This is a genomic window from Cryobacterium lactosi (genome assembly GCF_004403945.1).
Taxonomy (GTDB): domain Bacteria; phylum Actinomycetota; class Actinomycetes; order Actinomycetales; family Microbacteriaceae; genus Cryobacterium; species Cryobacterium lactosi.
The window spans coordinates 46,989-68,308 of sequence record NZ_SOHM01000049.1 but is presented as its reverse complement, the minus strand read 5'-3'; the positions used below and the strand labels follow the sequence as shown (position 1 = coordinate 68,308).

The 21,320-nt window shown below is 61.8% G+C and carries 21 protein-coding genes; 6 read left to right on the top strand and 15 right to left on the bottom strand.

Annotated features, from left to right (window positions below; all coding sequences use genetic code 11):
• Positions 1 to 20: 20 nt before the first annotated feature.
• A complete protein-coding gene (locus tag E3T61_RS21155; RefSeq protein ID WP_134642804.1) occupies positions 21 to 968 on the bottom strand; it encodes a GlxA family transcriptional regulator in 948 nt (315 codons plus the stop codon).
• Between the two features lie 320 nt (positions 969 to 1,288).
• Between E3T61_RS21155 and E3T61_RS21150 the strand changes: the two genes are divergently transcribed.
• A complete protein-coding gene (locus E3T61_RS21150; RefSeq protein ID WP_134642803.1) occupies positions 1,289 to 1,501 on the top strand; it encodes an isochorismatase family protein in 213 nt (70 codons plus the stop codon).
• A gap of 83 nt (positions 1,502 to 1,584) precedes the next feature.
• Positions 1,585 to 2,457 carry an HAD hydrolase family protein gene (locus E3T61_RS21145; protein WP_134642802.1) on the top strand — a complete coding sequence of 291 codons (873 nt, stop codon included), beginning with the start codon at positions 1,585 to 1,587 and terminating at the stop codon, positions 2,455 to 2,457.
• A gap of 6 nt (positions 2,458 to 2,463) precedes the next feature.
• Here the strand turns inward: E3T61_RS21145 and E3T61_RS21140 are convergent, their stop codons facing one another.
• From E3T61_RS21140 to E3T61_RS21125, 4 genes are all read right to left on the bottom strand, one after another.
• Positions 2,464 to 2,910 (bottom strand): cyanase, encoded by a 447-nt coding sequence (locus E3T61_RS21140; RefSeq protein WP_338145557.1) that lies wholly within the window; start codon positions 2,908 to 2,910, stop codon positions 2,464 to 2,466.
• Positions 2,911 to 3,259: 349 nt separating this feature from the next.
• Positions 3,260 to 3,898 (bottom strand): isochorismatase family protein, encoded by a 639-nt coding sequence (locus tag E3T61_RS21135; RefSeq protein ID WP_134642801.1) that lies wholly within the window; start codon positions 3,896 to 3,898, stop codon positions 3,260 to 3,262.
• Between the two features lie 405 nt (positions 3,899 to 4,303).
• On the bottom strand, positions 4,304 to 4,735 hold the full coding sequence (locus E3T61_RS21130) for a nuclear transport factor 2 family protein (protein ID WP_338145556.1): 432 nt from the start codon (positions 4,733 to 4,735) through the stop codon (positions 4,304 to 4,306).
• 239 nt (positions 4,736 to 4,974) lie between these two features.
• Positions 4,975 to 5,571, bottom strand: a complete 597-nt coding sequence (locus E3T61_RS21125) for a CGNR zinc finger domain-containing protein (RefSeq protein ID WP_134642799.1) — start codon at positions 5,569 to 5,571, stop codon at positions 4,975 to 4,977.
• Between the two features lie 89 nt (positions 5,572 to 5,660).
• Here E3T61_RS21125 and E3T61_RS21120 point away from each other — a divergent pair, with 89 nt between their 5' ends.
• The 4 genes from E3T61_RS21120 (at position 5,661) to E3T61_RS21105 (ending at position 8,327) form a co-directional block, all read left to right on the top strand.
• On the top strand, positions 5,661 to 6,755 hold the full coding sequence (locus E3T61_RS21120) for an LLM class flavin-dependent oxidoreductase (protein WP_255455721.1): 1,095 nt from the start codon (positions 5,661 to 5,663) through the stop codon (positions 6,753 to 6,755).
• A 55-nt stretch (positions 6,756 to 6,810) separates the two neighbouring features.
• Entirely contained in the window at positions 6,811 to 7,440 is a 630-nt protein-coding gene (locus E3T61_RS21115; RefSeq protein ID WP_134642798.1) for an isochorismatase family protein, read from the top strand.
• Positions 7,441 to 7,656: 216 nt separating this feature from the next.
• The gene (locus E3T61_RS21110; RefSeq protein ID WP_134642797.1) at positions 7,657 to 8,010 is read left to right on the top strand and encodes a DMT family transporter; all 354 of its coding nucleotides are present in this window, start codon (positions 7,657 to 7,659) and stop codon (positions 8,008 to 8,010) included.
• The gene (locus E3T61_RS21105) at positions 8,010 to 8,327 is read left to right on the top strand and encodes a DMT family transporter (RefSeq protein WP_134642796.1); all 318 of its coding nucleotides are present in this window, start codon (positions 8,010 to 8,012) and stop codon (positions 8,325 to 8,327) included. The genes E3T61_RS21110 and E3T61_RS21105 overlap by 1 nt, the downstream gene beginning before the upstream one ends.
• Before the next feature lie 544 nt (positions 8,328 to 8,871).
• Here the strand turns inward: E3T61_RS21105 and E3T61_RS21100 are convergent.
• From E3T61_RS21100 to E3T61_RS21055, 10 genes are all read right to left on the bottom strand, one after another.
• A complete protein-coding gene (locus tag E3T61_RS21100) occupies positions 8,872 to 9,561 on the bottom strand; it encodes a DUF3800 domain-containing protein (protein ID WP_134642795.1) in 690 nt (229 codons plus the stop codon).
• Entirely contained in the window at positions 9,558 to 10,220 is a 663-nt protein-coding gene (locus tag E3T61_RS21095; protein ID WP_134642794.1) for an ArsR family transcriptional regulator, read from the bottom strand. Before E3T61_RS21095 ends, E3T61_RS21100 begins: the two co-directional genes overlap by 4 nt.
• A 415-nt stretch (positions 10,221 to 10,635) precedes the next feature.
• Positions 10,636 to 11,820 (bottom strand): helix-turn-helix domain-containing protein, encoded by a 1,185-nt coding sequence (locus tag E3T61_RS21090; RefSeq protein WP_198418744.1) that lies wholly within the window; start codon positions 11,818 to 11,820, stop codon positions 10,636 to 10,638.
• A gap of 3 nt (positions 11,821 to 11,823) precedes the next feature.
• Positions 11,824 to 12,579 carry a hypothetical protein gene (locus tag E3T61_RS21085; RefSeq protein ID WP_134642793.1) on the bottom strand — a complete coding sequence of 252 codons (756 nt, stop codon included), beginning with the start codon at positions 12,577 to 12,579 and terminating at the stop codon, positions 11,824 to 11,826.
• 619 nt (positions 12,580 to 13,198) lie between these two features.
• Complete coding sequence (locus E3T61_RS21080) at positions 13,199 to 14,215, bottom strand: glycosyltransferase family 2 protein (protein ID WP_134642792.1); 1,017 nt, start codon at positions 14,213 to 14,215, stop codon at positions 13,199 to 13,201.
• Between the two features lie 7 nt (positions 14,216 to 14,222).
• The gene (locus E3T61_RS21075; protein ID WP_134642791.1) at positions 14,223 to 14,870 is read right to left on the bottom strand and encodes a hypothetical protein; all 648 of its coding nucleotides are present in this window, start codon (positions 14,868 to 14,870) and stop codon (positions 14,223 to 14,225) included.
• Positions 14,871 to 14,924: 54 nt separating this feature from the next.
• Positions 14,925 to 17,330, bottom strand: coding sequence for a glycoside hydrolase family 3 C-terminal domain-containing protein (locus E3T61_RS21070; protein WP_134642790.1), 2,406 nt, complete (start codon positions 17,328 to 17,330; stop codon positions 14,925 to 14,927).
• Between the two features lie 439 nt (positions 17,331 to 17,769).
• Positions 17,770 to 18,330, bottom strand: a complete 561-nt coding sequence (locus tag E3T61_RS21065) for a hypothetical protein (RefSeq protein ID WP_134642789.1) — start codon at positions 18,328 to 18,330, stop codon at positions 17,770 to 17,772.
• Positions 18,331 to 18,356: 26 nt separating this feature from the next.
• On the bottom strand, positions 18,357 to 20,786 hold the full coding sequence (locus tag E3T61_RS21060; protein ID WP_134642788.1) for a glycoside hydrolase family 2 TIM barrel-domain containing protein: 2,430 nt from the start codon (positions 20,784 to 20,786) through the stop codon (positions 18,357 to 18,359).
• 84 nt (positions 20,787 to 20,870) lie between these two features.
• Positions 20,871 to 21,320 (bottom strand): sodium:proton antiporter, encoded by a 450-nt coding sequence (locus E3T61_RS21055; protein WP_134642787.1) that lies wholly within the window; start codon positions 21,318 to 21,320, stop codon positions 20,871 to 20,873.

The window sequence follows — 21,320 nt, the reverse complement described above, 5'->3', positions numbered from 1 at the left end:
AGGAGCGGCGGAAGCAACCGTCACTGCCGGGCGTCGAACCGGCGGCGATAGCTCGACGGCGTGCTGCCGAACGCGGCGGCGAAGTTCTGGCGCAGGGTGACGGGGTTGCCGAACCCGCACGACGCGGCGATCTGATCGATCGAGAGGTCCGATGTCTCGAGTAGTCGTCTGGCTTCATCGAGACGGCGAGACCTCACCCACGCAGCGGGTGTCGCCCCCGTGGCGTTACGGAAAGTCCGTACGAAGGTCCGGCGGCTCATGTGCGCCGCGGCCGCGAGGCGGTCGACTCCGAGATCCTCCCCGAGATTTTCCAGGGCCCAGGTCGATGCGGCGGCGATCGGGTCGGCTGCCGCGTGGTGCGCCACGGCGCGCTCGATGTACTGCGCCTGCCCGCCCTCCCGATGAGGCGCGACGACCAGGCTCCGGGCGACCCGGTTCGCCGCCTCGGCCCCGAGGCGCGTCCGGACGACGTGCAGGCACGCGTCGATGCCGGAGGCGGTGCCCGCCGAGGTCATCACGTCGCCGTGATCGAGATACAGCACGCCCGCGTCCACGGTGACGCCCGGATGTCTCCGGGCGAGGGCGTCGACGGCGTGCCAGTGTGTCACCGCGCTCCGCCCCTCGAGCAGGCCGAGGTCGGCGACGGCGATCGCCCCGAGACACAGCCCGGCGATCATCGATCCGCGATCGTGGGCTCTGAGAAGAGCTGACCGGAATGCAGGCCGGAGCTCCCGACCGTCGTCGATCCATGAGGGGACGACGACCAGGTTGGCGTCGACGATTGCGTCGAGACCCATGACCCGGCCCAAGGCGTACCCCTCGGCAGTCCGGATCGAGCCCGCGCGGTCGGAGAATAGGACCGTCTCCCACTCGGCCAGCCCCTGACGAGTCACCTCTTCAAAGACCATCTGCGGCACCGAGAGATGAAACATCGGGACACCGTCGAATGCGTAGATCGCGATCTTCACAGAAAACCCTCCCTTTGGCCTGATGCCATCGTAGTGCTGCACACGTGCCAGTCGCGGAGGCGGTGGCAACGATGGAGGATCGGAAGCGACACATTCGCCTCGCCCTTCAATCAGGGAGCCACCGCCAGAACCAGCACCAATCGCGCCCTCGTCGACATCCAGCAGGAGTGCATCAGCGGCCCGCTCGATATCCAAGACCCGCCCGTCGGTGACTCGCTGGCGCAGACCACCTCGGCGAAAGACGCCGCAAGAGCCTCGGGCACGCCGATCGTTGTCGTGCAGCACACGGCAGGCGGCGATGCCTCGGTCTTAACCCGACCATGGACGGCTTCGCGCTGCACCCGGAGATCGAGAAGCGCCGCGGCTTGGGCTGGCACGCCATCACGAAACAGTACGGATCCGTGTTAGCCGGCACCGACCTGCTCGCCTGGCTGCACGAAAACGCAGTCGACACCATCACCCTCGTCGGCTACATGACCAACAACTGCATCATCTCCTCCGCCGCTGCGGGCGCCATCACTATCGGCAACTAGGCCAGCCGACCGGAGCGGTGACAAGACCGGTAGCGTGGAGATGTGTCCCATCCATTAGTTGCCCATCGCGCTCTGACGCTGACATGACCACCACCAAGGCCGTATTCATCGATTTCGATGGGACCTTCGCTGATCGAGGAGCTATTCCACCCGGTCACGTAGATGCCGTTCGTCGTGCGCGCTCCAATGGGCACAAGGTTTTCCTGTGCACGGGTCGACCGAAATCAATGCTTGCTCTCGACGTGCAGGCAGTTGGATTCGATGGCCTTATTGCTGCCGCTGGCGGCTACGTTGAGGTGGACGAGGAGGTCTTGTCTGACAGGCGGTTTTCGCCTGGCCTGGCAGCTAGAACGCTCTCTGTTCTCCAGAAGTACGACGTCACCTACATCCTTGAAGCACCCACGGCCATATATGGGTCGCCTGGCAGTCGCGAGCGGATACACGGGATTCTCTTTGGAGTATTTCCCGGCGACGGCCAGGGGCCGAGCGACATCCTCGCACCTCTTCAGATACACAGCGACCTCAGCAATTGCTCGTTCGGTAAAGTCACAATTTTCGACTCCAGAGTGCCAGTTTCCGTCCTCGCAGAGGAGATCGGCACCCACATTGCGGCACTCCCGAGTTCCATCACTGGGCTGAAGGACAGGGCGGGTGAACTTTACATCCCCGGCGTTGATAAGTCGGTTGGCATCGCCGCGGTCATCGCTCGGTTCGGAATTGACCAGAGGGACGTCATTGCCATCGGGGATGGACCTAACGACCTTGAGATGCTCGCCTTCGCTGGTACTGCTGTCGCCGTTGAAGGATCCCCGAAGGCGTTGCTGCTGCTGGCCGACCTGGTCGTACCAGGCCCTGCCGAGGAAGGATTAGTCTTCGGCTTCGATGCTCTGGGCCTTACACGTCCAGAAATCCGACGAGCGGGTCGAGGTGCGGACGAAACTGAGCGCGTCCGTTAGAGGTGTTCAGGCCGGCTCCAAGTCAGCACCGAACACAGAGGCCACGAGAGCCGGCTTATACCATTGGTAAGCGAGAAAGTTTCCCGCTTGTTGCCACCGGGCTCGATCGCCGTCGGGGTGAGCAGCTCGGCCGAGTTCGACGTTGCAGTTGATCGCGCTCGTGATCTCGTCACCGAATTCCTCGTGTATGAGTTCTGTGTTTGTGGGGCCGTAGACCAGGGGCAGTTCGTAGAACTGGTAGATCGTTGGATCGCTCCGCAGCGAGTCGTCTGCTGTGCGGTAGGGCTGACGCTGCATCGCTGCGACGGCGTTGTCTTCCAAACCCAGCAGTTCGCCAATGGCACGTGCCTGCTCGGGCGGAATCGCGTGGAAGCCGACGATCGCGGCCACGGTCCATACCGGTGGGCGGGAGATAGCCGACGGGAGTTCCTCCCAGGTGAGCCCTGACTTGATGCGCAGCTCGTTTGCAGCTCGCCGGCCTCACGCTTCTCCATGAGTTACCTCGCCCTCGTAGTAGTCATGCCACGGGAGTGCTCGACGAACGTGCATGATCTGGGAGAGGCGGATCGATTCATTCGGGTCTTCGACTATTTAGCGACCTGGCACGGGGGAACGATGAGAGCGTCGGGATTGACACCTCAGGCTCGCGGCTGCTTTGTGGTGGCGTCCGGGGCACTCTTTGGGGCGGGGGATATGATGTCGTTGGCGATGAGTCCGGCACGGTATTCGGCGGCCATACCGCGAAGGACACTGATCGCGGACGCGTAGAAAGCACGCAGCCGAGACTTTCGGGTTCGCGAACTCACCGGTCGGCAGTCCGCTGGGCGCCAAGGATGGCGGAACTTCCGAGATTGTCCTTCGCCAGCGGGGACCCGTCAGCGACAGCATCGGTCCAGGCCTCTGTGGTGGCGACCGCGGCGAAGTTCGAGTGCAACACCGCCATCAGGGTCGTGTGCACGGTCTTCGCGTCGGCGAAGCCCGCATCGTTGGCGATGTTGATGGATCCGGTCGCGTCCGAGAGGACCTCGGCGGCCAGCCCGTGGGTCTCGGCCTCTGCGGCCGACGCAATAATGCAGTTGTTGGTCATATAGCCCAGGAGGGTGATCGTGTCGACCTCGTGCTCTCGCAGCCAGTCCAGAACATCCGTGCCGGCGAAGACCGTGCCGAATTGCTTCGTCACGGACTTCCACTTGGGGCTCAGCCGGTTCGCGATCTCGGGATGCAGCGCGAAGCCGTCCATCGTTGGATTGAAGACAGGTGCGTCGTCTCCAGCGCTGTGCTGGATGACAGCGATCGGAATTCCTGCCGAGGTGGCCGCGTCGATGGCGGCAGTGATCTTCGGCAACGAGTCCGTGTGAGCGGGGTACTGGATCTCGAGCGGTCCGTTGAAGTATTCCTGCTGCACGTCAACGAGGATCAATGCGCGACGGGGTTTGTTCATGGTCATGACTCCTGAGGTTTGAGCGATATTGTCTTCGCTCCTCCATGATCATGTCCTCGGCCCCGGCAAACCAGTGGCTCACATGACGCAATGCGATGACTTTAGGCCAGCTCTCATCGGAGTCCTAAACACCGTCTTTTTAGGCCTGTCGTTGATGGTCATACTCGTAACGGATCAGCCGCTGATTCGCAGGGTCCCCCGACTGCGCCGGTTCTTTGGGGACGGTGTAGCCGAGTCGCCCACCCCGAGCCGGGGTGCGTGACTAGGCGCGAGGCGCAAACGGGAGGCCGTTGAAGGCGATCCGGTTCGGGTCGTGCACCTGCAGGAGTTCAACGCGCAGGTGCACCCCAAGGATTCGCGTGTCGGTTGGGACCCATCTTTGCTGTTTAGCCCGCAGTGACGCGATTACTTCAGGCCCCAGAAGAGGTCCTCGCCGTGCCCATCCTCGGAGAACAGACGTACTTCGACGATCTTGCCGTCACGCACAGTGAGTAGATCGATGCCGGCCATGTCCATCGTCGCGTCCGCACGGTTGCCGGTAAACCGCACTGGTACAGCGACTGCCTCGCCATTGACCATCGCTGGTCCGGCGACGACGAGCTCGAAGCTTCCCGCGCTGGCGTCCATCATCCCGCCGAGCAGGGCGCCGACTCCGCCGATGCCGTGGTGGTCTCCGGAGAACTGGTTGGCACCGGGCTGGTGCCATAGGACGTCGTCGCTGAACTGAGCCATCACCGTGGGTGGCGAGTAGCCCGAGTAGGTACCTCTAGTCCAGCGAGGTGGTACTCCTTTTCTGGGTAGGTGGTACTGGCGGCGAGCTGGGCCCGCCGCCAGCAACAACCTGTCTGTTTACTCCCAGTGGTCCTTGTCTGAGCGGGCGTGGTCGTCGCGGAGCTTGCGCATGTCGATTCGGCCGAGGTCGATCGTCCGGGAACGGTTCGCGAGCCGGTTCACGATGGAGTCTGCGGCGACCCTCGCAACGCCTTATGACCGATCGCCTGATTCCGCAGGACCGGCCGTATCCGACACAGTCACGAGCGGGGACCTGGGATGACGCGGCGGTCTGTCGGGGTGCGTCACTCGACCTGCGCGCTGTGGATTGAGCGTTTACGTGAGTAGGCACGCGCAGCGCGGACCCGATCGCCGCAACGGGTTGAGCACCATTGCCGTCGGGCGTGGGTGCGGACGAAGAACCGCTGGCAGGAGTCGGCTTCGCAGGACGCGAGCTGCGAGGCTTGGTCGCCACTGAGTAGCGAGGCGGCATCCTCGGCGATCACGGCCATGACGTGTTCTACGACCTGAGTCACGGGGTGGTCGGCGCGACGGGTGAATCCCGTCTGGGGGTCGAACTGCAACAGCGAAGCGCCGGGGACGCAGGTGAGGGCGGCGTTCAGCGCGTGTACCGCGGACGTCGTGGGGATAGTTCCGGTGGTGTGAGCGGTGAAGAGATCGCGCAGATCCGCGCGCAGCGCCACGAGCCGGCCTTGGCAATGCTCGTGCAGCACAGCTTCCGGTCCGACGAGATCACGTGCCATCAGCCACGCCGTCGCGGCCTCGGGAGTGCTCATTTCATCGTAGCCTTTGCCGCCCGCAGCGTCACCTGCGCTATTGACCAAGGCGAGGCTCGGATGTTCCTGGGCGCCCGGTGCGGCGACTAGCAGTGCTTCCAACATGGTTATCATGTTATCAGTGACTTTTAAACATGAGACAGATGCTAGGCTCGCATCATGTTAAAAAAGGCATTTTCCCATGAGGAGTTGCTGTGAGGTTGAGTCGTCCACCCGGCGCGGCGTCGTTCATATTGTCCGTGCTGTCCGCTGGCGGCACCGGCGTCGGGATGACCGCTGATGAGGGGCTCGAAGGCACCATCTCGCTTGCGCGGACCGCCGATCAACGCGGCTTTCATAGGTTCTGGATGTCTGAGCATCACGGGATGGGAGCGACCTCCGTGTCTTCGCCTCCATTGATGATCGCCCGCCTCATCGCAGAAACGATGCACATCCGTCTTGGAGCTGGAGGGGTGATGCTACCTAACCATTCACCGTTGCTGATCGCCGAGCAATTCGGAATGCTGGAGGCGCTGGCCCCGGGCCGAATCGATCTCGGCCTCGGTCGAGCTCCAGGCACTGATGGGGCCACCGCCACCGCGTTGCGCCGGGGAGCGGACGCCAATGACGCATTCCCACAGCAAATACTGGAACTGCTCGGATTCCTGGGCGATGACTTCCCTTCCGGGCACCCGTATCGACAGGTCCACGCGGTACCTGGCCCTTGGCAAGCGAAGGAAAACCGGGTGACCGTACCTCCGAGCACGCCGCAGGTGTGGGTGCTGGGCTCTTCGCCGTACTCGGCTCAACTGGCCGGGCAGCTCGGTCGACCATATGCGTTCGCGCTGCAGTTCGGTGACGCCGACGTCGACACGGCCATGCGCGTCTACCGTGAGAGCTTCCAGCCCTCCGATGTGCTCGCCGAGCCCCACACCCTTGTCAGCGTGCCCGTGGCAATCAGCAACGACCCGATCGAGGCTAAGCGGCAGTCGGCAACGTCGGCAATGGCGATGCTGCGCATGTTTAAGGGCGAGGGCTACCTGCTCCTGCCCCCGGACGAGGTCGAGGCCTACCAAGCCACTCTGCAGGAGCGCCACATTCTCGACGCCTACACGGACCGCAGTTTCCACGGCACGGCCGAGACGGTCGGCGCTCGTATCGAAGCCCTACAGGAGCGTACCGGCGCCGATGAGGTGATGCTCGTCGTCGGCGGCCACTCCACATCGCTCGACCAGGAAGGGATCAGCCTGATCGCCGATCACTACGCAATGCCCCGCCTAGAAACATCGCTCGCGGCCGCCGCGCAGTAGAACCCAACTCCTGATTCCACACATTCGTGACCAACCCTCTCTGAAGGAGAACCCCATGTCCGCACCACGCCGAGTCCTTATCGTCATCGACGCCCAACATGAGTACTTCGACGGACTGCTCCCCATCCAATTCCCGGCTCGCGACGACTCCATCGCTAGCATCCACACGGCGATCGACGCGGCCCAGCAAACCGACACGCCTGTGGTGCTCGTCCAGCACGAACTCCCGGCGGAAGCCCCCGTGTTCGCCTCCGGATCGCCGACCTGGCAGAACCACCCCACGGTAGCCGCCTACGAGGACGCCGCAGCCAAGCGCATCAGTAAGCAGTTTTCCAGCATCTTCGCGGACACGGACCTTGAAGCCTGGTTGCGCGAACAGAACATCGACACGATCACTCTCGTCGGCTACATGACCAACAACTGCGTGGTCGCCTCCGCTGCAGCCGCCGAACCCCTCGGCTTCGCCGTGGAAGTCCTCGCAGACGCGACCGGAGCAATCGACCTCGCTAACGAGGCCGGTACCGCACCCGCACGCCAGGTTCACGAAACCCTCATGGCATTACTGCACTCGAACTGGGCCGCTGTCACCGACACTGCGACCTGGGCCACCGCACTACGCACAAGCGCGACGCTGACCAAGAGCGACCTGGTCACCTCCGCCACTCAAGGCCGCAGTACCCGCTAGAACCAGGAAGCGGTCCTTCTCTCCCGCCCGAGACACCCGGACCATCTATGGAGGTCAGCCACCAGCCGCGCAGATCCCGCCGCGCTGGTAGCGGGCCGGTAGGCGAACCATCGCCAACGTGCCCACTCACGAACCGTGCGGATATGTCTCGACGGTGGTGATTAGCGTGGGTGAGACGCAGGCCATCCAGAAGCACAACGTACAAGGAAACCGCTCATGACCAACCCCAAAGCCTGGCTACTTCTGATTCCCGCCGTCCTGGTCGAAGTGACAGCCTCGCTCGCTCTCAAGGGCGCCCTCGAGCACCCCGCCCTCTACATCGTCGTCGTCACCGGCTACCTCAGCGGATTCGTCCTACTCTCCGCGATACTACGCACGGGCATGGCCCTCGGGGTTGCCTACGGTATTTGGGGAGCGACCGGCGTCGCACTCACAGCCGTTGGCTCTCTCCTGATCTTCGGAGAACCGATCACCACCCTCATGGGCATCGGCATCATCGTCATCATCGCTGGCGTCCTCTGCGTGGAACTCGGAGCTCAGACCGCCCACAAGAAGTCAGCGACCGTCTGATGGCCTATCTCCTCCTCATCGGCGCCATCCTGTTCGAGGTCTCCGGCACCATCAGCCTCCGCCTCGCCATCGACAACAGGCGCTGGTACACGGCCGTCGCGATCGGATACCTGGTGTCCTTCAGCATGCTCGGGCTCGCCCTCGCCCAAGGAATGCCCATTGGCATCGCCTACGGCATTTGGGCCGCAGCAGGCGTCGCCCTCACCGCCATCCTGTCCCGATTCCTGTTCAAGGATCCCCTCACCTGGCTCATGAGCCTCGGCATCATCCTCATCATCGGAGGCGTCCTCCTCATCGAAATCGGCGCACCCCACTGACCACACCCACAGCTAATCGCTCTAGTGAGCGATGAGAATTGGCCTCATCCACAACATATGACAGGGACCAGACGGCTCTATTCAGCGACTGCCCTGCTCAACGCGCTACAGATCGGCATGCGCGGTCTTCGTCACGAGCCCGTAGGTTTAGTCGGTTCGTGAGCGTCTCGGCGCTGGTGCCGGTCAGGGCATCGCGCAGCTCGAATACCTGTCAAGCGGAAGGATGAAATCCTTGATCAAACACTCCATCGGGCGACATCATCACTCCAGTAATGAGCAACCCCACCACTCCGCGAGCACTCCAGCGTCATCGTGCAGACGGGTGGATCCGCGCCGCGTAGGGGAGGTCGACCGAGCCGGCGTATTCGCGCCCAATGCGAAGATGTCGGCTACTTGTTGACATAATCATTATTATCGGCGAAATGAAAATGCTGATCAAAGCAATTTCTCGACAACAAGAGTTGACAAATCGATGGGTGGCCCGCATAATGATGTTGCGGACCCGCCCCACACTCGTGGATTAGCGGGTCTTGCTGTTTTAAGGCTAAAGCTCTACCGGCGCACCGGCGAGGTCTTTCCCCTGCAGGAAGTCTTCGTACCAGTTCCAGCCGAACTCGTTACCGGCATGCCGGTTCAGGTGCGTAAATACTGTGTACGCAACCAAATCTGCCATCTGTACCCACTGTGAGCGTCTGGAGTCGTGGAACATCGGGTCCTCGATAAGGTGGCGCGTGTCCAGGGGTAGTGCTCGATGAGCATCGAAATAGGTGGGGTCAGAACCGTTGCCGTCCATGCTCACAAAGGCGTAGCTGTCCGATGAGCGGTGCTCCGCGTTCCACATCTCGACTAGGGCGTTGTACACGGCTCCTCGTTCGTCGTAGTAGGCGCGACCTTTGGCGGTGGTCCGCCTCCACACGGCGCCAATTTTCACATCCGGACAATCGCGCAGCACCGTCAAACACTCGACTGCCACCGCCCGCCCCAGCGTCTTCCAGTGAGTTTTGTCGTCATCGCCCCCGGTCGAGATCCGGTCCCGTCCGTTGACGAACTTCGTCGCGTGCAATTCGGTAGCCGGCGGGACCTGGTAGTCGCGATAGAGCTGCTTCCGTAGTTCCAGAACCGCCCGGAGACCATTGCGCCACCGGTCAGGCGAGCACTCGATCCAGCCGTAGATGATCAGACCGCTGTCGACGGAACCAGAGTCGTCGACATACAACATGCGTGAAATGGTCATGACTGGCCTCCATCGATCGTGACGGGAGCGCTCTCCCGTTTGAGCCGCCTCCGACGTTCCTTCATCGCGCGCTGCTGCAGCGCGGCGCGAGAGTCGTGGCCATACGGCCCGGTAAGCGAATACCACATCCGCACCGTCGCACCCGTGGGCGACAAGGGGGCCTTCACCACCTGCCGACGGCGGTGAACGATTCCCAAGCGCTCGAGCTGCTTGAGGCCGTTCTGAGCCGATTTCGGCTTGATCCCGTACCACTCCTCCGCGGACTCGTAGGTGAACCACACCTCCGGCTTGGCATTGGTCTCTTTCGCCACAAGCAGCAACATCACCAAGCCAGGGAGGGAGAGCTTCGCGAACAGCTCATCCAGCCAGAACTGATCGGGAAGCGCGAAGTACGTATTCCACCGGTCCCGACGGCCGCCCGGGATCTCGTATTCTGCCTGTCCATCTTCGCGGCGCGGAACGATTCTTACCAGCCGGTGCTCCCGCTCCTTGGTCACCAGGCCGAGGTCGGCAAGATCGGCCCAGGCCCGCGATAACGTTGATGCCGACCAGGTCAACCCTCCGGGTGCAGTCAACGCGCGAATCCAGACGTCGGCCTGCAACGGCTTCCGCCGTTCAGCGAGCCACGGCCAGCAGGTCAGCAGCAACAGGTACAGCAACAGAGCGCGATGCTTCCGCTCCGGGAGCACACGTGCGAGGGTGGATGCCCGGGGTGCATCCCGATCCGGCAGTTGCACCAGAACGTGGCGCAGCTGTGTGTACCCTCTCGCGGAGAGCCGTGTGAGCTCAGCCCGTGTTTCTGCCGGTGTAGAGCCGGTCGATTCCAAAGTCATAGGGCATATCAAACCATATGGATCGAATCACTATCTCGGAAACGACGATTTCACGTTTGTCGTCTCACTCCAGATAATGCGATGCTCCGCTGCGATACTCCGATGGGATGCCTCGTTGCGACACCATTCGACATGCCGAACCTGGATTGCACCCACATGCCAGAGGGTTGCCGCGCCAGAACCAGATTCTCACGAGATGGATCGGTAACTCGTCGTCCCGCATTTCAATGCCGCGGCGACGTCATTCGTCGTTGCTTGGGAGCGGAGGCACCAACGACAGGCGGGGCTTCGGGTCGTCGATGCCTGCAATCTTTCTGACGTGCGCCGGCGACCACTGCAACGCGCGAGCGATCTCAGCGACGGTGATCCCGACGGACTCCAACAGGGCGACAGCGTTCTTCAGCAGATCCGGCACTTCGCCCGCATAACGGGCAATCGACTCCGACCGGATGATCCCGTCGCGGGTAAGAGCGGTCAAGGTCAGATATGCGCGCCGAGCGGTGGCTTCCGATATCAGCTCGAGCTCTTTGGACCGGAACACCAGCGACTTCACCGAGACTCCCCAACGCAGACCGATCTCCTGCAACCTCGACAAGTTGAATCGGCGCGGAAGTTCACGACCGATCTCGTCACGGGGAGTCAGGAACTCCGCCGCAAACGCATCGGCCTCACGCTCCATGTGTGCGTCACGGGTCTGGTGCCAACGGTGGAGCACAATATGCCCCAGTTCGTGCGCAGCAGAAAAACGATGGCGCATCACATCGTCGGCCTTGTCCGGCGTGAGGACGATCATCGGCCGCGGGGTCGCAATTGTCGAGAACGCATCAATATGACGCTTCTGGTCGTCCCCTTCTTCGCGCAAGCTGAACAGCACAACCAATATCCCGTGCCGCTCGATCTCCGCCACCAGGTGACGAATCGGCTTCATGCCTAGGCCCCAGTGCTCCCGCAGCGAGCGTGCCGCCGAGACTGGATCAATTGACGCCGGTAATTCCGTCTCGTCGGCCCACGCCCACGGTGGCAGATCGAGTTCGGGGAACTCCACATGCTCCTCGAGGTAAGCGCTCAACTCCCAAACCTGTTCCGCGTATGCAACGGCCTGCTGTTGCTGCAAAACCGACGTCGCCCGCAGTCGCCGGAACGATGCCTGGGCAATCTCAAGTGGAACCCGAGGGCGCCCGTACGCGAAGAAGCCAACCGGGACCGCCAAGGCCATGGCTAGTTGCGCGACGGTGTCGGCACGCGGGCGCACCTCACCACGTTCATATTGGCCTATCGCGGTGGCTGTCACGCCCACACTCTCCTGTAACTTCGCCTTCGTGGCCTTCGCCAGCTGCCTCGCTTGCACGAGGCGCGCCGGATCGAATGCCCTAGCCACCTGCTGCAGGGTTTCATCCGAGATTGGCGTCGTCTCTATTCGACGCATTGCTTACCCCTCTGCAGGCTGCGGCGGCTTGCGCAGACGGGCGGGGGTCTGGGGCCGCTCCCCCGCACCGAAGGCGTCGGGGTCAGCGGGCATTGGCTTCGGGCGGGCCAGCGGCGTGGTCGAGGGGTCGTCGATGGTTAGGCGGCGCGGGTCAGTGAAACGGAGGTAGTTCTTCTCACCAAAGATTGCCGGCGCCCAGAACATCGAGCCCAGCCCGGACGGTGTGCTGCTGTAGTAGATGGCGATGAGCGAATTTCGGGCGGCCGCGGACTTCAGGAAGTCCAGCTCACCTTCCTCAACGTTGTGTTCGACGTCCTCGTCCGCGGGCTCGTCTTTGAACATCTCAAAGACGTGGTCGTACTTCTTCATCGAAGTCGCAGTGAGGAGCCCCTGTCGGTATGGGGAAACCCGTTTGAGGCGGACCTGGTCGATCCGCTTCGGCATTTTCGTACCGACGCGCAGCGGGAGGATAACCTTCCCATTGACCAGCAGGACATCACGCTTGGCACCCTCTGGTCGGACCACGGAGAAGGTATCCAACGATGCAAGGCAGGAGCGAATCTGATCGTAATCCGCACGCGACATCGCCGTGCCGTAGACGTACAGCTCAATGCCCTCCGGGTCGAAGCCGTCATGCGCGTTGGAAGCCTGACGCTGCGCGCGTATGAGCGCCTGCGGCAACTCGCGCCGCATGTACGCGGCGATATCGGGCGTGAACTCATTCTCGATCCAGCTGCGCGGATCTTCTGCCTCTGCCATGTCTGCTCCGTTCGATATAGTCAACACTATCGCATAACTTTTTTTTCGCGCACGATTCGATCAAATTAACCGAGGTAGTCCTAGTTGTAATCCCATTCAGCTAGACAAATGCTGTGGCGATACGAGGGTGCTGACGTCGGAGCTCAGTGTGTGAGGCGTTCCAATCCTTGTGGCCATCTCTTCAGGTGATAGCTCAGGTAGCGGATCATGCGGGACGTGGGACTCATCCAGCCATCCACATCGAGCGCAGGTCCCACCGCCGGCTAGATAAGAGCCGCACGCGACACAGCGTTTCGGCGCTCCGCTGTGATCTCGCAGCATCACCACCGTGAATACCGATATGAGATGCGCGATGTTCGCCACGGCAATCTCAGCATCGAACCGTTTGGCATTTGTAGCGCGGGGGTGGTCTAACTGACGTGCAGCCAAGTCTCCTTACCGACGGTCTTCAAGTACGCCCGAAGTAGCGCGACTTCCCACCCATGCTCAACGCACTCGCCGCCACGCAGCCGAGCATTACGGCGGCTCGGCCACCGTCCACGCCGAAGACAACTGATTCGTGCTGCGGGTGCTGACCCGCAAGGCCGCCTCCCTGCTAGTTGAAGGCACAGTCCCCGGCTCAATTGAAGCCGACCACCCGCCGCATCAAGAGGTAGGCGCACACCGACACACCACGACCGGCGCGGCCGGGGAGGTTGGTGATCTGCGCGACCGGGCGGCGTCGCATCCGCCGGTGCAGCCGGGGTTGCTCCTGCCGCAGAGCGCTCCAGAACTCTTTCTTTTTCGCGAAGCTCTCGGCAGTGCCCGATCGGATCAGCATCATCGACGTGACCCCGCAGATGATCGAGAAGTAGTGCAGCATGTAAGCGTGCAGCGGCGGCGGCACCTCGTCGATGGCAGGCAGATTCTGCTGCATCAGACGGTTCACCCGGATCTGCTGGTCGATGCGGCGGATCATTACCGTCTCGTTCACCGACTGCCCTTCCCGGCCGATGAAATACCGATAGAAGTCCACGTCGAGATAGAACAGGGTGCGGACGTGCGGCAGCGGAACGAATGCGTACAGGTTGTCGACGTAGAAGGTGTGTTCTGGCAGGCGCAGTCCGCAGTCACGGAGTAGTTGGGTGCGGTAGATCAGAGCGTGCATCAGAATGTACTGGGTCGGCCGGAACCGGCCCACTTCGTCCCAGCCGAACAGGCGGCCCCGCGGGAGGGCGCTGCGGTAGCGCACCACGTGGGTGATGCGCTTGCCCACCTTTTCGTAGACGAAGTTGCTCAGCATCATGTCGAGCTCGTCGCCGTCGTCGGCGAAGCCGTTCAGGGTTGCCAGGATGGCTGCGTAGGAATCCGCATCCACCCAGTCATCGCTGTCGACGACCTTAATGTGTTGGCCGGTAGCCTCGTCGATGCCTGTGTTGATGGCCGAACCGTGCCCGCCATTCGGCTTGTGGATGGCCCGCACGATGCCAGGGAACCTGGCTTGGTAGTCGTCGGCGATCTCACCGGTCCGGTCGGTGGAGCCGTCGTTGATCACGAGTATCTCGACATCGGTTCCCCCGATTACTAGGGAATCCAGGCACCGCCGCATGTAGTCGGCCGAGTTGTAGCAGGGCACCACGACAGAAAGGGTCTTCATCTCAGTGTCACCGCTGTGCGCTCCCGATCTCGACGTGCCGAGCTGCGCCGGTGGGGCCGTCTTCCAAGTCGGGCTCGCGCTTGAAGATCACCTTGAAAATGGGGAAGAACACCCAGAACGAGATGATTGCGTTAATGAGCATAGTGATCACGTCAGCGAGCGCCTCACCGCTGGCGCCGAGGCCCCAGGTAGAGATCAGCAGCTCGTAGACCGGCGCCTTATAGAGGCCCTGCAGCGCCGCAGCGCCGAAGCTGATGACGATATACGCGGCGGAGTACCAGAACGCCGCCACCCACGGGCTGCTGTTGGACTTGAAGGTGATGTTGCGCTGGGCAAAGAAGTTGATCACCTGGGCGATGGCCAGGGTGATCTGAACCGCCAGGAAGTAGGCCAGGCCGCCGCCGCCGAGCGGGAGGGCGCCCGCGGCGTAGTCAAAGAGGTAGTAGGTGCTGCCGTCGAAGTTCGTGGCGACCGGCAGAACCTGGAATCCGGTGTCAACGAGGCTGGTCATACCGAAGATCCACTTGATGACCGGCATCATAATGAGCTGCAGTACGGTCATACCAATGCTGAGCACGGTGAAGACGATGAATTGAGCGATGGCGGGACGCTTCTCGACGAAGGCTGACCAACTGGCCTTGATGCGGGTGATCATCAGAATCTCTCTATTGGGATGCTAAAGGTGGGTGACGCCTCGGGCGACGGCAACTCAGGCACCGGCCCGGAGCGCCTTGCGGGTCTGGGTATTGGCGCGGCGGTTATGCAGATAACCACGGATCAGAGCGCCGGCACCGCGGGCGAAGTGGCCGTTCACGATCAGCAGCATGGACTCCACCATCTGCAGGCTGACGGCACCGTTCGTCATCTTCGCGATGGCACGGAACGGCATATTGTACAGGAAGAGCAGGTTGAGGTCGGGCTTGTGCGCGGCCTCGCTCTTTCTGAGCAGCCGATTGAGGATACGAAAGGCCAGCCGGGCCAGCACGCTCTCGGCATCGCGCATCTGGCAAAGGGCGTCATTGAGGCCGAGCGGCCCCGGGGTCCAGCGGGCCGCGGGAATCTCATGTCCCAGCAGGGCGGCGAAGTGGGCGTCGGAGACATCAGTGATCAGCCCGGTGTCATAGGGACCCGGCACCGTAGGCGCGACTGGGGCGATGGTGCCCTGAACGGCAAGAATGCCGGTCAGACGAATGTCGGACAGACTCGCTCCGACGTGCACCGTGTACTCGGCGGACTCCACCTGCCAGGCGCCGCTCGCAACGTCGAAGTGGCGGAAGGCCTTGTCATCCAGCGGGATCGTTACGGCCCGTTTCTCGCCCGCGGCCAGGGGCACCTTGATGAAGCCTTTGAGCTCTTTTGTGGGGCGGTGAACGCCGGTGCCGTTGCGGCCGATGTAGAGCTGCGCGATCTCCGCCCCGTCGACGGCGCCGGTGTTCTTCACTGTGAAACATACGGCGGTATCGGTGACGGTGAGGTCGCTGTAAGCAAACTCGGTGTAGCTCAGGCCGAAGCCGAAGGGGAAACGCACCGGGACGTTGGCGGTGTCGTAGTAGCGGTAGCCCACGTACGGGCCTTCGCGGTACTCGGCGGTGCGCTCGGTGCCGGGAAAGTAGTGGAACGCTGGGGTGTCTTCGTGCCGGACTGGGTAAGTCTCGGCGAGCTTGCCCGACGGGTTGACCGCGCCGGTGATCACGTTGAGTAGCGCGGCGGCGCCGGCCTGGCCGGCTAGGTAGCCGTGCACCAGGGCCGCGCAGTCGTCCAGCCAGGGGATCTCCACGGCGCTGCCGGCACTGAGCACCACGACAATGTTGGGATTCGCCGCATGCAGCCGGGTGAGCAGCGCCAGCTGGTTGGGGGCCATCCGCATGTCGCTGCGGTCCAGACCCTCTGATTCGCTGATCTCGTCGAGTCCCAGGTAGAGCAGCACGACGTCGGAGGACCTGGCGGCGAGTACCGCCTCGGCGGCGAGCTCTTCGTCGGCGGCGCCGTGCCGGTCGAAGCCGCGGGCGAAGTCCACTAGTTTCAGGTCGGCGGTCCCGATCGCCTGCAGGGTGGTGGTGAGCTGGGTGGGGTTCACCAGGGACGAGCCGGCGCCCTGGTAGCGTGGCGTCTCGGCGAAATCGCCGATCACCGCCACTCGAGTGCCGGGGGCCAACGGCAACAAGTGCCCATCGTTCTTGAGCAGCACGATACTCTGTTCGGCCGCTCGCTGAGCGAGCTGGTGGTGGCCCTGCACATCCAGCGGTGCCACGGGGTCGAGCGGCGAGCGGAAGGCCAAGCCGAGCTCGATGACCTCGCGCACCCGAGCATCCAGCTCGGCTTCTGGAAGGGCGCCGTTTTCGACAGCAGCGACGAGCTGGCGAACGGAGTCCAGGCCGGGCGAGGGCATTTCAAGCGCGCTGCCGTTGCGTGCTCCCTCGACAGCGTCGTTTCCGCCACCCCAGTCGGTGATCACGGCGCCGTCGAAGCCCCACTCGTCACGTAGTACCTTCTGTAGCAGGAACGCGTTCTCGTTGGCGTACACCCCGTTCACGAGGTTGTAACTGGTCATCAAGGCACGGGGTTCTGCCTCGCGCACCACGATCTCGAACGCGGTGAGGAAAATTTCCCGTAACGTACGTTCATCCAGCACCGAGTCGGTGGTCATGCGGCGCGACTCTTGACTGTTCACCGCAAAATGCTTGGGGGTGGCCGCGACGCCTTGGGACTGGATGCCGCGCACGTAGCCGGCGGCCATCTTGCCGGCCAGGTAGGGGTCTTCGGAAAAGTACTCGAAGTTACGGCCGCAGAGCGGGCTGCGCTTGATGTTAAGACCGGGACCGAGCAGCACGTCCACGTCGAGGCTGGCCGCCTCCTCGCCTAGGGCTTCACCGATCAGCTCGGCGAGCACCGGGTCCCAGCTATTGGCGACCGTGGCTGCTGTGGGAAAGCAGGTGGCCTGCTGTGAGGCATTGATGCCCAAGTGGTCGGAGGAGCCAAGCTGCTTGCGCACACCGTGCGGGCCATCCGACATGAAGAAAGAGGGCACGCCGTAGCGCGGAATGGGGCGACTCTCCCAGATGTTCTTGCCGCTCAGCATCGCGGCTTTTTCCAGCAAGGTCAGGTTCTCGATCATGCTCCGCTGCTTTCTAGTCGTGTGTGTGCCCAGCTGAGGACCAGGTCGAACCGTTCGGTTATGGGGTCTCACTGGCCTGGCCCGCATCTGTGACCTGTTGTCGTTGCGATCGATTCCAGGGCCGGTCCAACAACCAGTCGTCAATCACAAGCAGGGTAAAGCGGCGTATTTGCGGTGGAATTTCGCGGCCACGCCGAGGTGTTTGTGCGGTGACACTGGCTTCCTCAAGGTCGGGCAGCCAATCCGGCAGAGAGATGTAGTGCTCAGATCCAGACCGCGCGCCCCCGTTTCGCGGGCATGACGGATGACCAGTAACCGCCCCATTGCGGAAGCAAAACCACCGTGGGTGTATTGCATCGCTCTTACCTGATCGTCGGTCCGAGCACCGGCGGTCGGTCGCGCGGGGTCTTCAGCGGCCGGCCAAAGACCTGCGTCGTCATCATGTGCTCGTCGACGCCGGGACGCGGGGAGACGATGGAAAGATAATCTTGTAGATCGGAAAGTAGATGACCATCTGAACTCCCCCGTTGATCACCGTGATGAGAATGTTGTATACCTGCGGTGAAAAGTTCGCCTTGCACCAAGGTACGTATAGACCCATCAGAAAGCTGCAAACAAGTGTGATGATCACGAACGCGACTACATACCAAAACACTTGGTACCAGATGTTGCCCTTCGACTTGAAAACGATGTTGCGTTGCATGGGGAAGTTAACGCACTGAGCCACCAAGAGTGTGACAGCCACGGCGACGAAGTAGCCGATACCTCCGGTCTCGTCACCAGTGACGGGGTAGTCGAAGACATAAGTGTTCACTGGTCCAAGCTGGAGTTGAATGTACTGAGCCGGAATTGTCGACCAGTCAGTGTGGCGGTATATCAACCCGGGGAGAAAAGTCAGCAGCAGGTATTGCAAGACGGTGACGAATAATGAGAAAGCATAGAAGAGTGCAAATTGCCTGAGGAGCACGTGCCGTTGCCCCAGGCGGGCCCACCAAGACATGACAGTGGATCGGAATCGTACGACGCTCACATCGAGTCCATGACGATCGGATCCTGCGCTTCCATCACCGAAATGAGTGCTCGCGAGCGGAGGGTCCCGTCCTCGACCTCAACGGCGATCTCCTTCGCACCGGGATCGGCGGCTTGCACCACCGCGAGCGCCTCGCCGTAGTACGTGTCCGTTAGTTCGCCCGCATAGCCGACCCTGTTGTAGGGCGCGCCACTGCCAAGACCCAGTAGAGTGCCACCCGTCACTTTAACCTGCAGTGTCCCGCGTTCCTGCGGTTTACCGGTGCCCTGCGCGTCCGTGTACCGCACCCGAATGAAACTCAGACCGCCCCGCGTTACGGTCGCCTGTTCAGGCTCTACCCTCAGCTCGGTCTCCTCGCCCGCGCTGCGCAACTCGTGACGACCAGTTTCGCGGCCGGAACTGTCGTAAGCAATCGCCTCGAGAATGCCTGGTTCCCAGTTGCATTCCAGACGTGCGATGCAATCGTCCCTCAATCTCGCGCTAGCAACACGGCGCCCATTGAGATGAAGTTCGACCCTGTGGGCTCGTGCGTATACCTCGACTTGCGCGCGACGACCCTCACATCCGTTCCAGCTCCACGATTCGATCGCATTGCTCATTTTCCACGCCGAGGGAGAGTGTTTCTGTCCGGTGTAGTTCACCGGACGGACTGCGATAAGTGGCCCAGCATGCTGTTCCAAGGCGACCCGAGTATAGAGCGCCTCACCGAGCGCCTTGCCGGTGATGTCGAGGCGCCCCGAACCCGCAGTTAGCCATCCGAACCCACTGAATTCCGGCGCGTAGTCGCGGTACTCCCATGCACCGATACCGGTTTCGCCCAGGTAGTCGATACCTGACCAGACGAAGTCACCTATCAGTCGGGGATGAGCTTTAGCGAGCTCGCGGAAATGGAAGGCGTCGGCACAAAATGTCTCGGTGCCGAGGATAAGCCGATTGGGGTACTTTTTCAGATCACGCTCATAGCGTCGGATGCCGTAGTTATATCCGGCGATGTCGAGTCGAGCAAAAGCGTCCCGCGTCTTCAGGTCGCTTCCACGCAGGGTCGCGCCCCATTTCATGAAGTTCGCACCGAGCAGCCCAGCCATATTGTTGAAAAACTCACTGCCGACGGGCTTTTCCTTCTTCGGCGTCCGATTTGATTTCTGGTCTGAGTACACTCCGAGACCAATCGAGGAGAGATAGTTGAAGAAGATGTTGACGCCACATGTAACGGGCCGGCTATCGTCCAGCGCGTGCAAAAACCGGGTCATTTGATCGGCCAGGTCGATTCCGCGGGCCTCTGCCGTCTCACCCACTTCGTTGCCGATCGAATACATGATCACGCTCGGGTGGTTACGATCCTTCCTCACCATGTCTTTGAGGTCCTGCTCCCACCACTCGTCAAACGTCTCGGCGAGATCGAAGCGGGTTTTGTGTGTATACCAATGGTCGATATATTCATCGACGACGAGAATTCCTAAGCGGTCACAAGCGTCCAGAAGTGCATCGGAACAAGGATTGTGCGCGCTCCGGATGGCGTTATAGCCGTTTTCTTGGAGCAGGCGTACCTTTCGCTCCTCGGCATCGGCGTAGGCGCGCGCGCCGAGGATTCCGTTGTCGTGATGGACGCATGCACCCTGCAGAATTATGCGCTCTCCATTGACGAGAAACCCTCGTTCGTTCCACTCGAGGGTGCGTATCCCGAAGGTGGAATCGGCTTGGTCGGTGCGACCATCGACAGCCAGCTCAGCGGCGCACCTATAGAGCGCAGGTGAGCCGGGGTTCCATAGTGACGCAGTGGGCAGTTCCACACGAAACCGCGTTTCGCCGTCGCTCATACCGGACTCCCGATGCAACGAAGTTCCGCTCGTCTCGTCGGTGATGTTGATTGTCACCGCACCGCCACCAGAAGATCTAACGATTACATCAACGGTCGGGGGATCGATGGACACCGTGCGAACGACGATGCCCCCCAGAAGTATGTGTTGCCGCTCTCCAAGCCACATCGTGACGGGACGGTAGATGCCTGCTCCTGAGTACCAACGGCTATTCGGTTGATCTGCGTTCCGCGCGATTACGACGATTTCGTTGGCTTGTCCGATCCGCAACGCAGAAGTGATGTCGACGAGGAAATCGGTGTACCCATTGGGGCGATACGCGACTTGCTGCCCATTGACCCAAACTTCAGCTTTTCTATAGACTCCCTCGAATTGGAGTATTGCTACCTTGTCTTCGAAGTCGGTGTCAGCATAGAAGCTCTTCACGTACTCGTAGTCTCGGCCAGCAAACCAACCAGTGTTCTGTCCGCCGCTGGCCTCAGGAGAGCGGGGCTCGCTAAGCATCGCGTCGTGCGGGAGCACGACAGAGGTCAAGGGTTCCACCTCATCCGTCGGGGCTGCGGGGAAGTGACGCCAGCTCCATCCGCTGTTGAAGTCGATCGCTTTCATGGATCCTTCTTTTGCTCTGGCTGCTGTGCCCGCTGCCCGAGTGATCGGGCAGCGGGCACAGCAGGTTTTATTTGCCTGCGGACGTCAGTTCACAACGATTGGCTGCGGCAGTCGGGAGGTCCTTTTTGCGCTGAACGCGGCCACGGTGAGCACGACGATGGCAACCGCGTATAACCCGAGACCGACGAAGGACAGGTGGAGGGTTACCGCTTCCGCCTCGGGGTAGTTAACCGGGATGAAGTACACATCTCCCGCCAGCGGAACACGCGCGAGCAAGAAGGTTGCGAAACTCAACGCGAGCAACGCGATCGACGCGATGAGCGCTAGGTCACGGAGAAACGGTCGGATGCGTCCGCCTAGCCATATTTCGGCACCGAGCAACAGAATCGCAATCGCCGTGAGCACGATCGGCAGAGGATCGATGACGCTCCCGACCAGATACCCGGTCGTAGAGGTGACGATGTAGAAAATGAGTCCGCCTGCGATCAGAGCGATCAGAGTACCAAGTGCGGTGCCTCGAGTCAGTTTTGACAT

Coding starts and splice junctions, on each gene's coding strand:
- E3T61_RS21110 (WP_134642797.1), top strand. CDS start 7,657: ATGACCAACCCCAAAGCCTGGCTACTTCTGATTCCCGCCGTCCTGGTC.
- E3T61_RS21080 (WP_134642792.1), bottom strand. CDS start 14,215: ATGAAGACCCTTTCTGTCGTGGTGCCCTGCTACAACTCGGCCGACTAC.
- E3T61_RS21090 (WP_198418744.1), bottom strand. CDS start 11,820: ATGCGTCGAATAGAGACGACGCCAATCTCGGATGAAACCCTGCAGCAG.
- E3T61_RS21135 (WP_134642801.1), bottom strand. CDS start 3,898: ATGAACAAACCCCGTCGCGCATTGATCCTCGTTGACGTGCAGCAGGAA.
- E3T61_RS21145 (WP_134642802.1), top strand. CDS start 1,585: ATGACCACCACCAAGGCCGTATTCATCGATTTCGATGGGACCTTCGCT.
- E3T61_RS21065 (WP_134642789.1), bottom strand. CDS start 18,330: ATGTCTTGGTGGGCCCGCCTGGGGCAACGGCACGTGCTCCTCAGGCAA.
- E3T61_RS21125 (WP_134642799.1), bottom strand. CDS start 5,571: ATGTTGGAAGCACTGCTAGTCGCCGCACCGGGCGCCCAGGAACATCCG.
- E3T61_RS21060 (WP_134642788.1), bottom strand. CDS start 20,786: ATGAAAGCGATCGACTTCAACAGCGGATGGAGCTGGCGTCACTTCCCC.
- E3T61_RS21075 (WP_134642791.1), bottom strand. CDS start 14,870: ATGATCACCCGCATCAAGGCCAGTTGGTCAGCCTTCGTCGAGAAGCGT.
- E3T61_RS21085 (WP_134642793.1), bottom strand. CDS start 12,579: ATGGCAGAGGCAGAAGATCCGCGCAGCTGGATCGAGAATGAGTTCACG.
- E3T61_RS21150 (WP_134642803.1), top strand. CDS start 1,289: ATGGACGGCTTCGCGCTGCACCCGGAGATCGAGAAGCGCCGCGGCTTG.
- E3T61_RS21100 (WP_134642795.1), bottom strand. CDS start 9,561: ATGACCATTTCACGCATGTTGTATGTCGACGACTCTGGTTCCGTCGAC.
- E3T61_RS21105 (WP_134642796.1), top strand. CDS start 8,010: ATGGCCTATCTCCTCCTCATCGGCGCCATCCTGTTCGAGGTCTCCGGC.
- E3T61_RS21070 (WP_134642790.1), bottom strand. CDS start 17,330: ATGATCGAGAACCTGACCTTGCTGGAAAAAGCCGCGATGCTGAGCGGC.
- E3T61_RS21115 (WP_134642798.1), top strand. CDS start 6,811: ATGTCCGCACCACGCCGAGTCCTTATCGTCATCGACGCCCAACATGAG.
- E3T61_RS21055 (WP_134642787.1), bottom strand. CDS start 21,320: ATGTCAAAACTGACTCGAGGCACCGCACTTGGTACTCTGATCGCTCTG.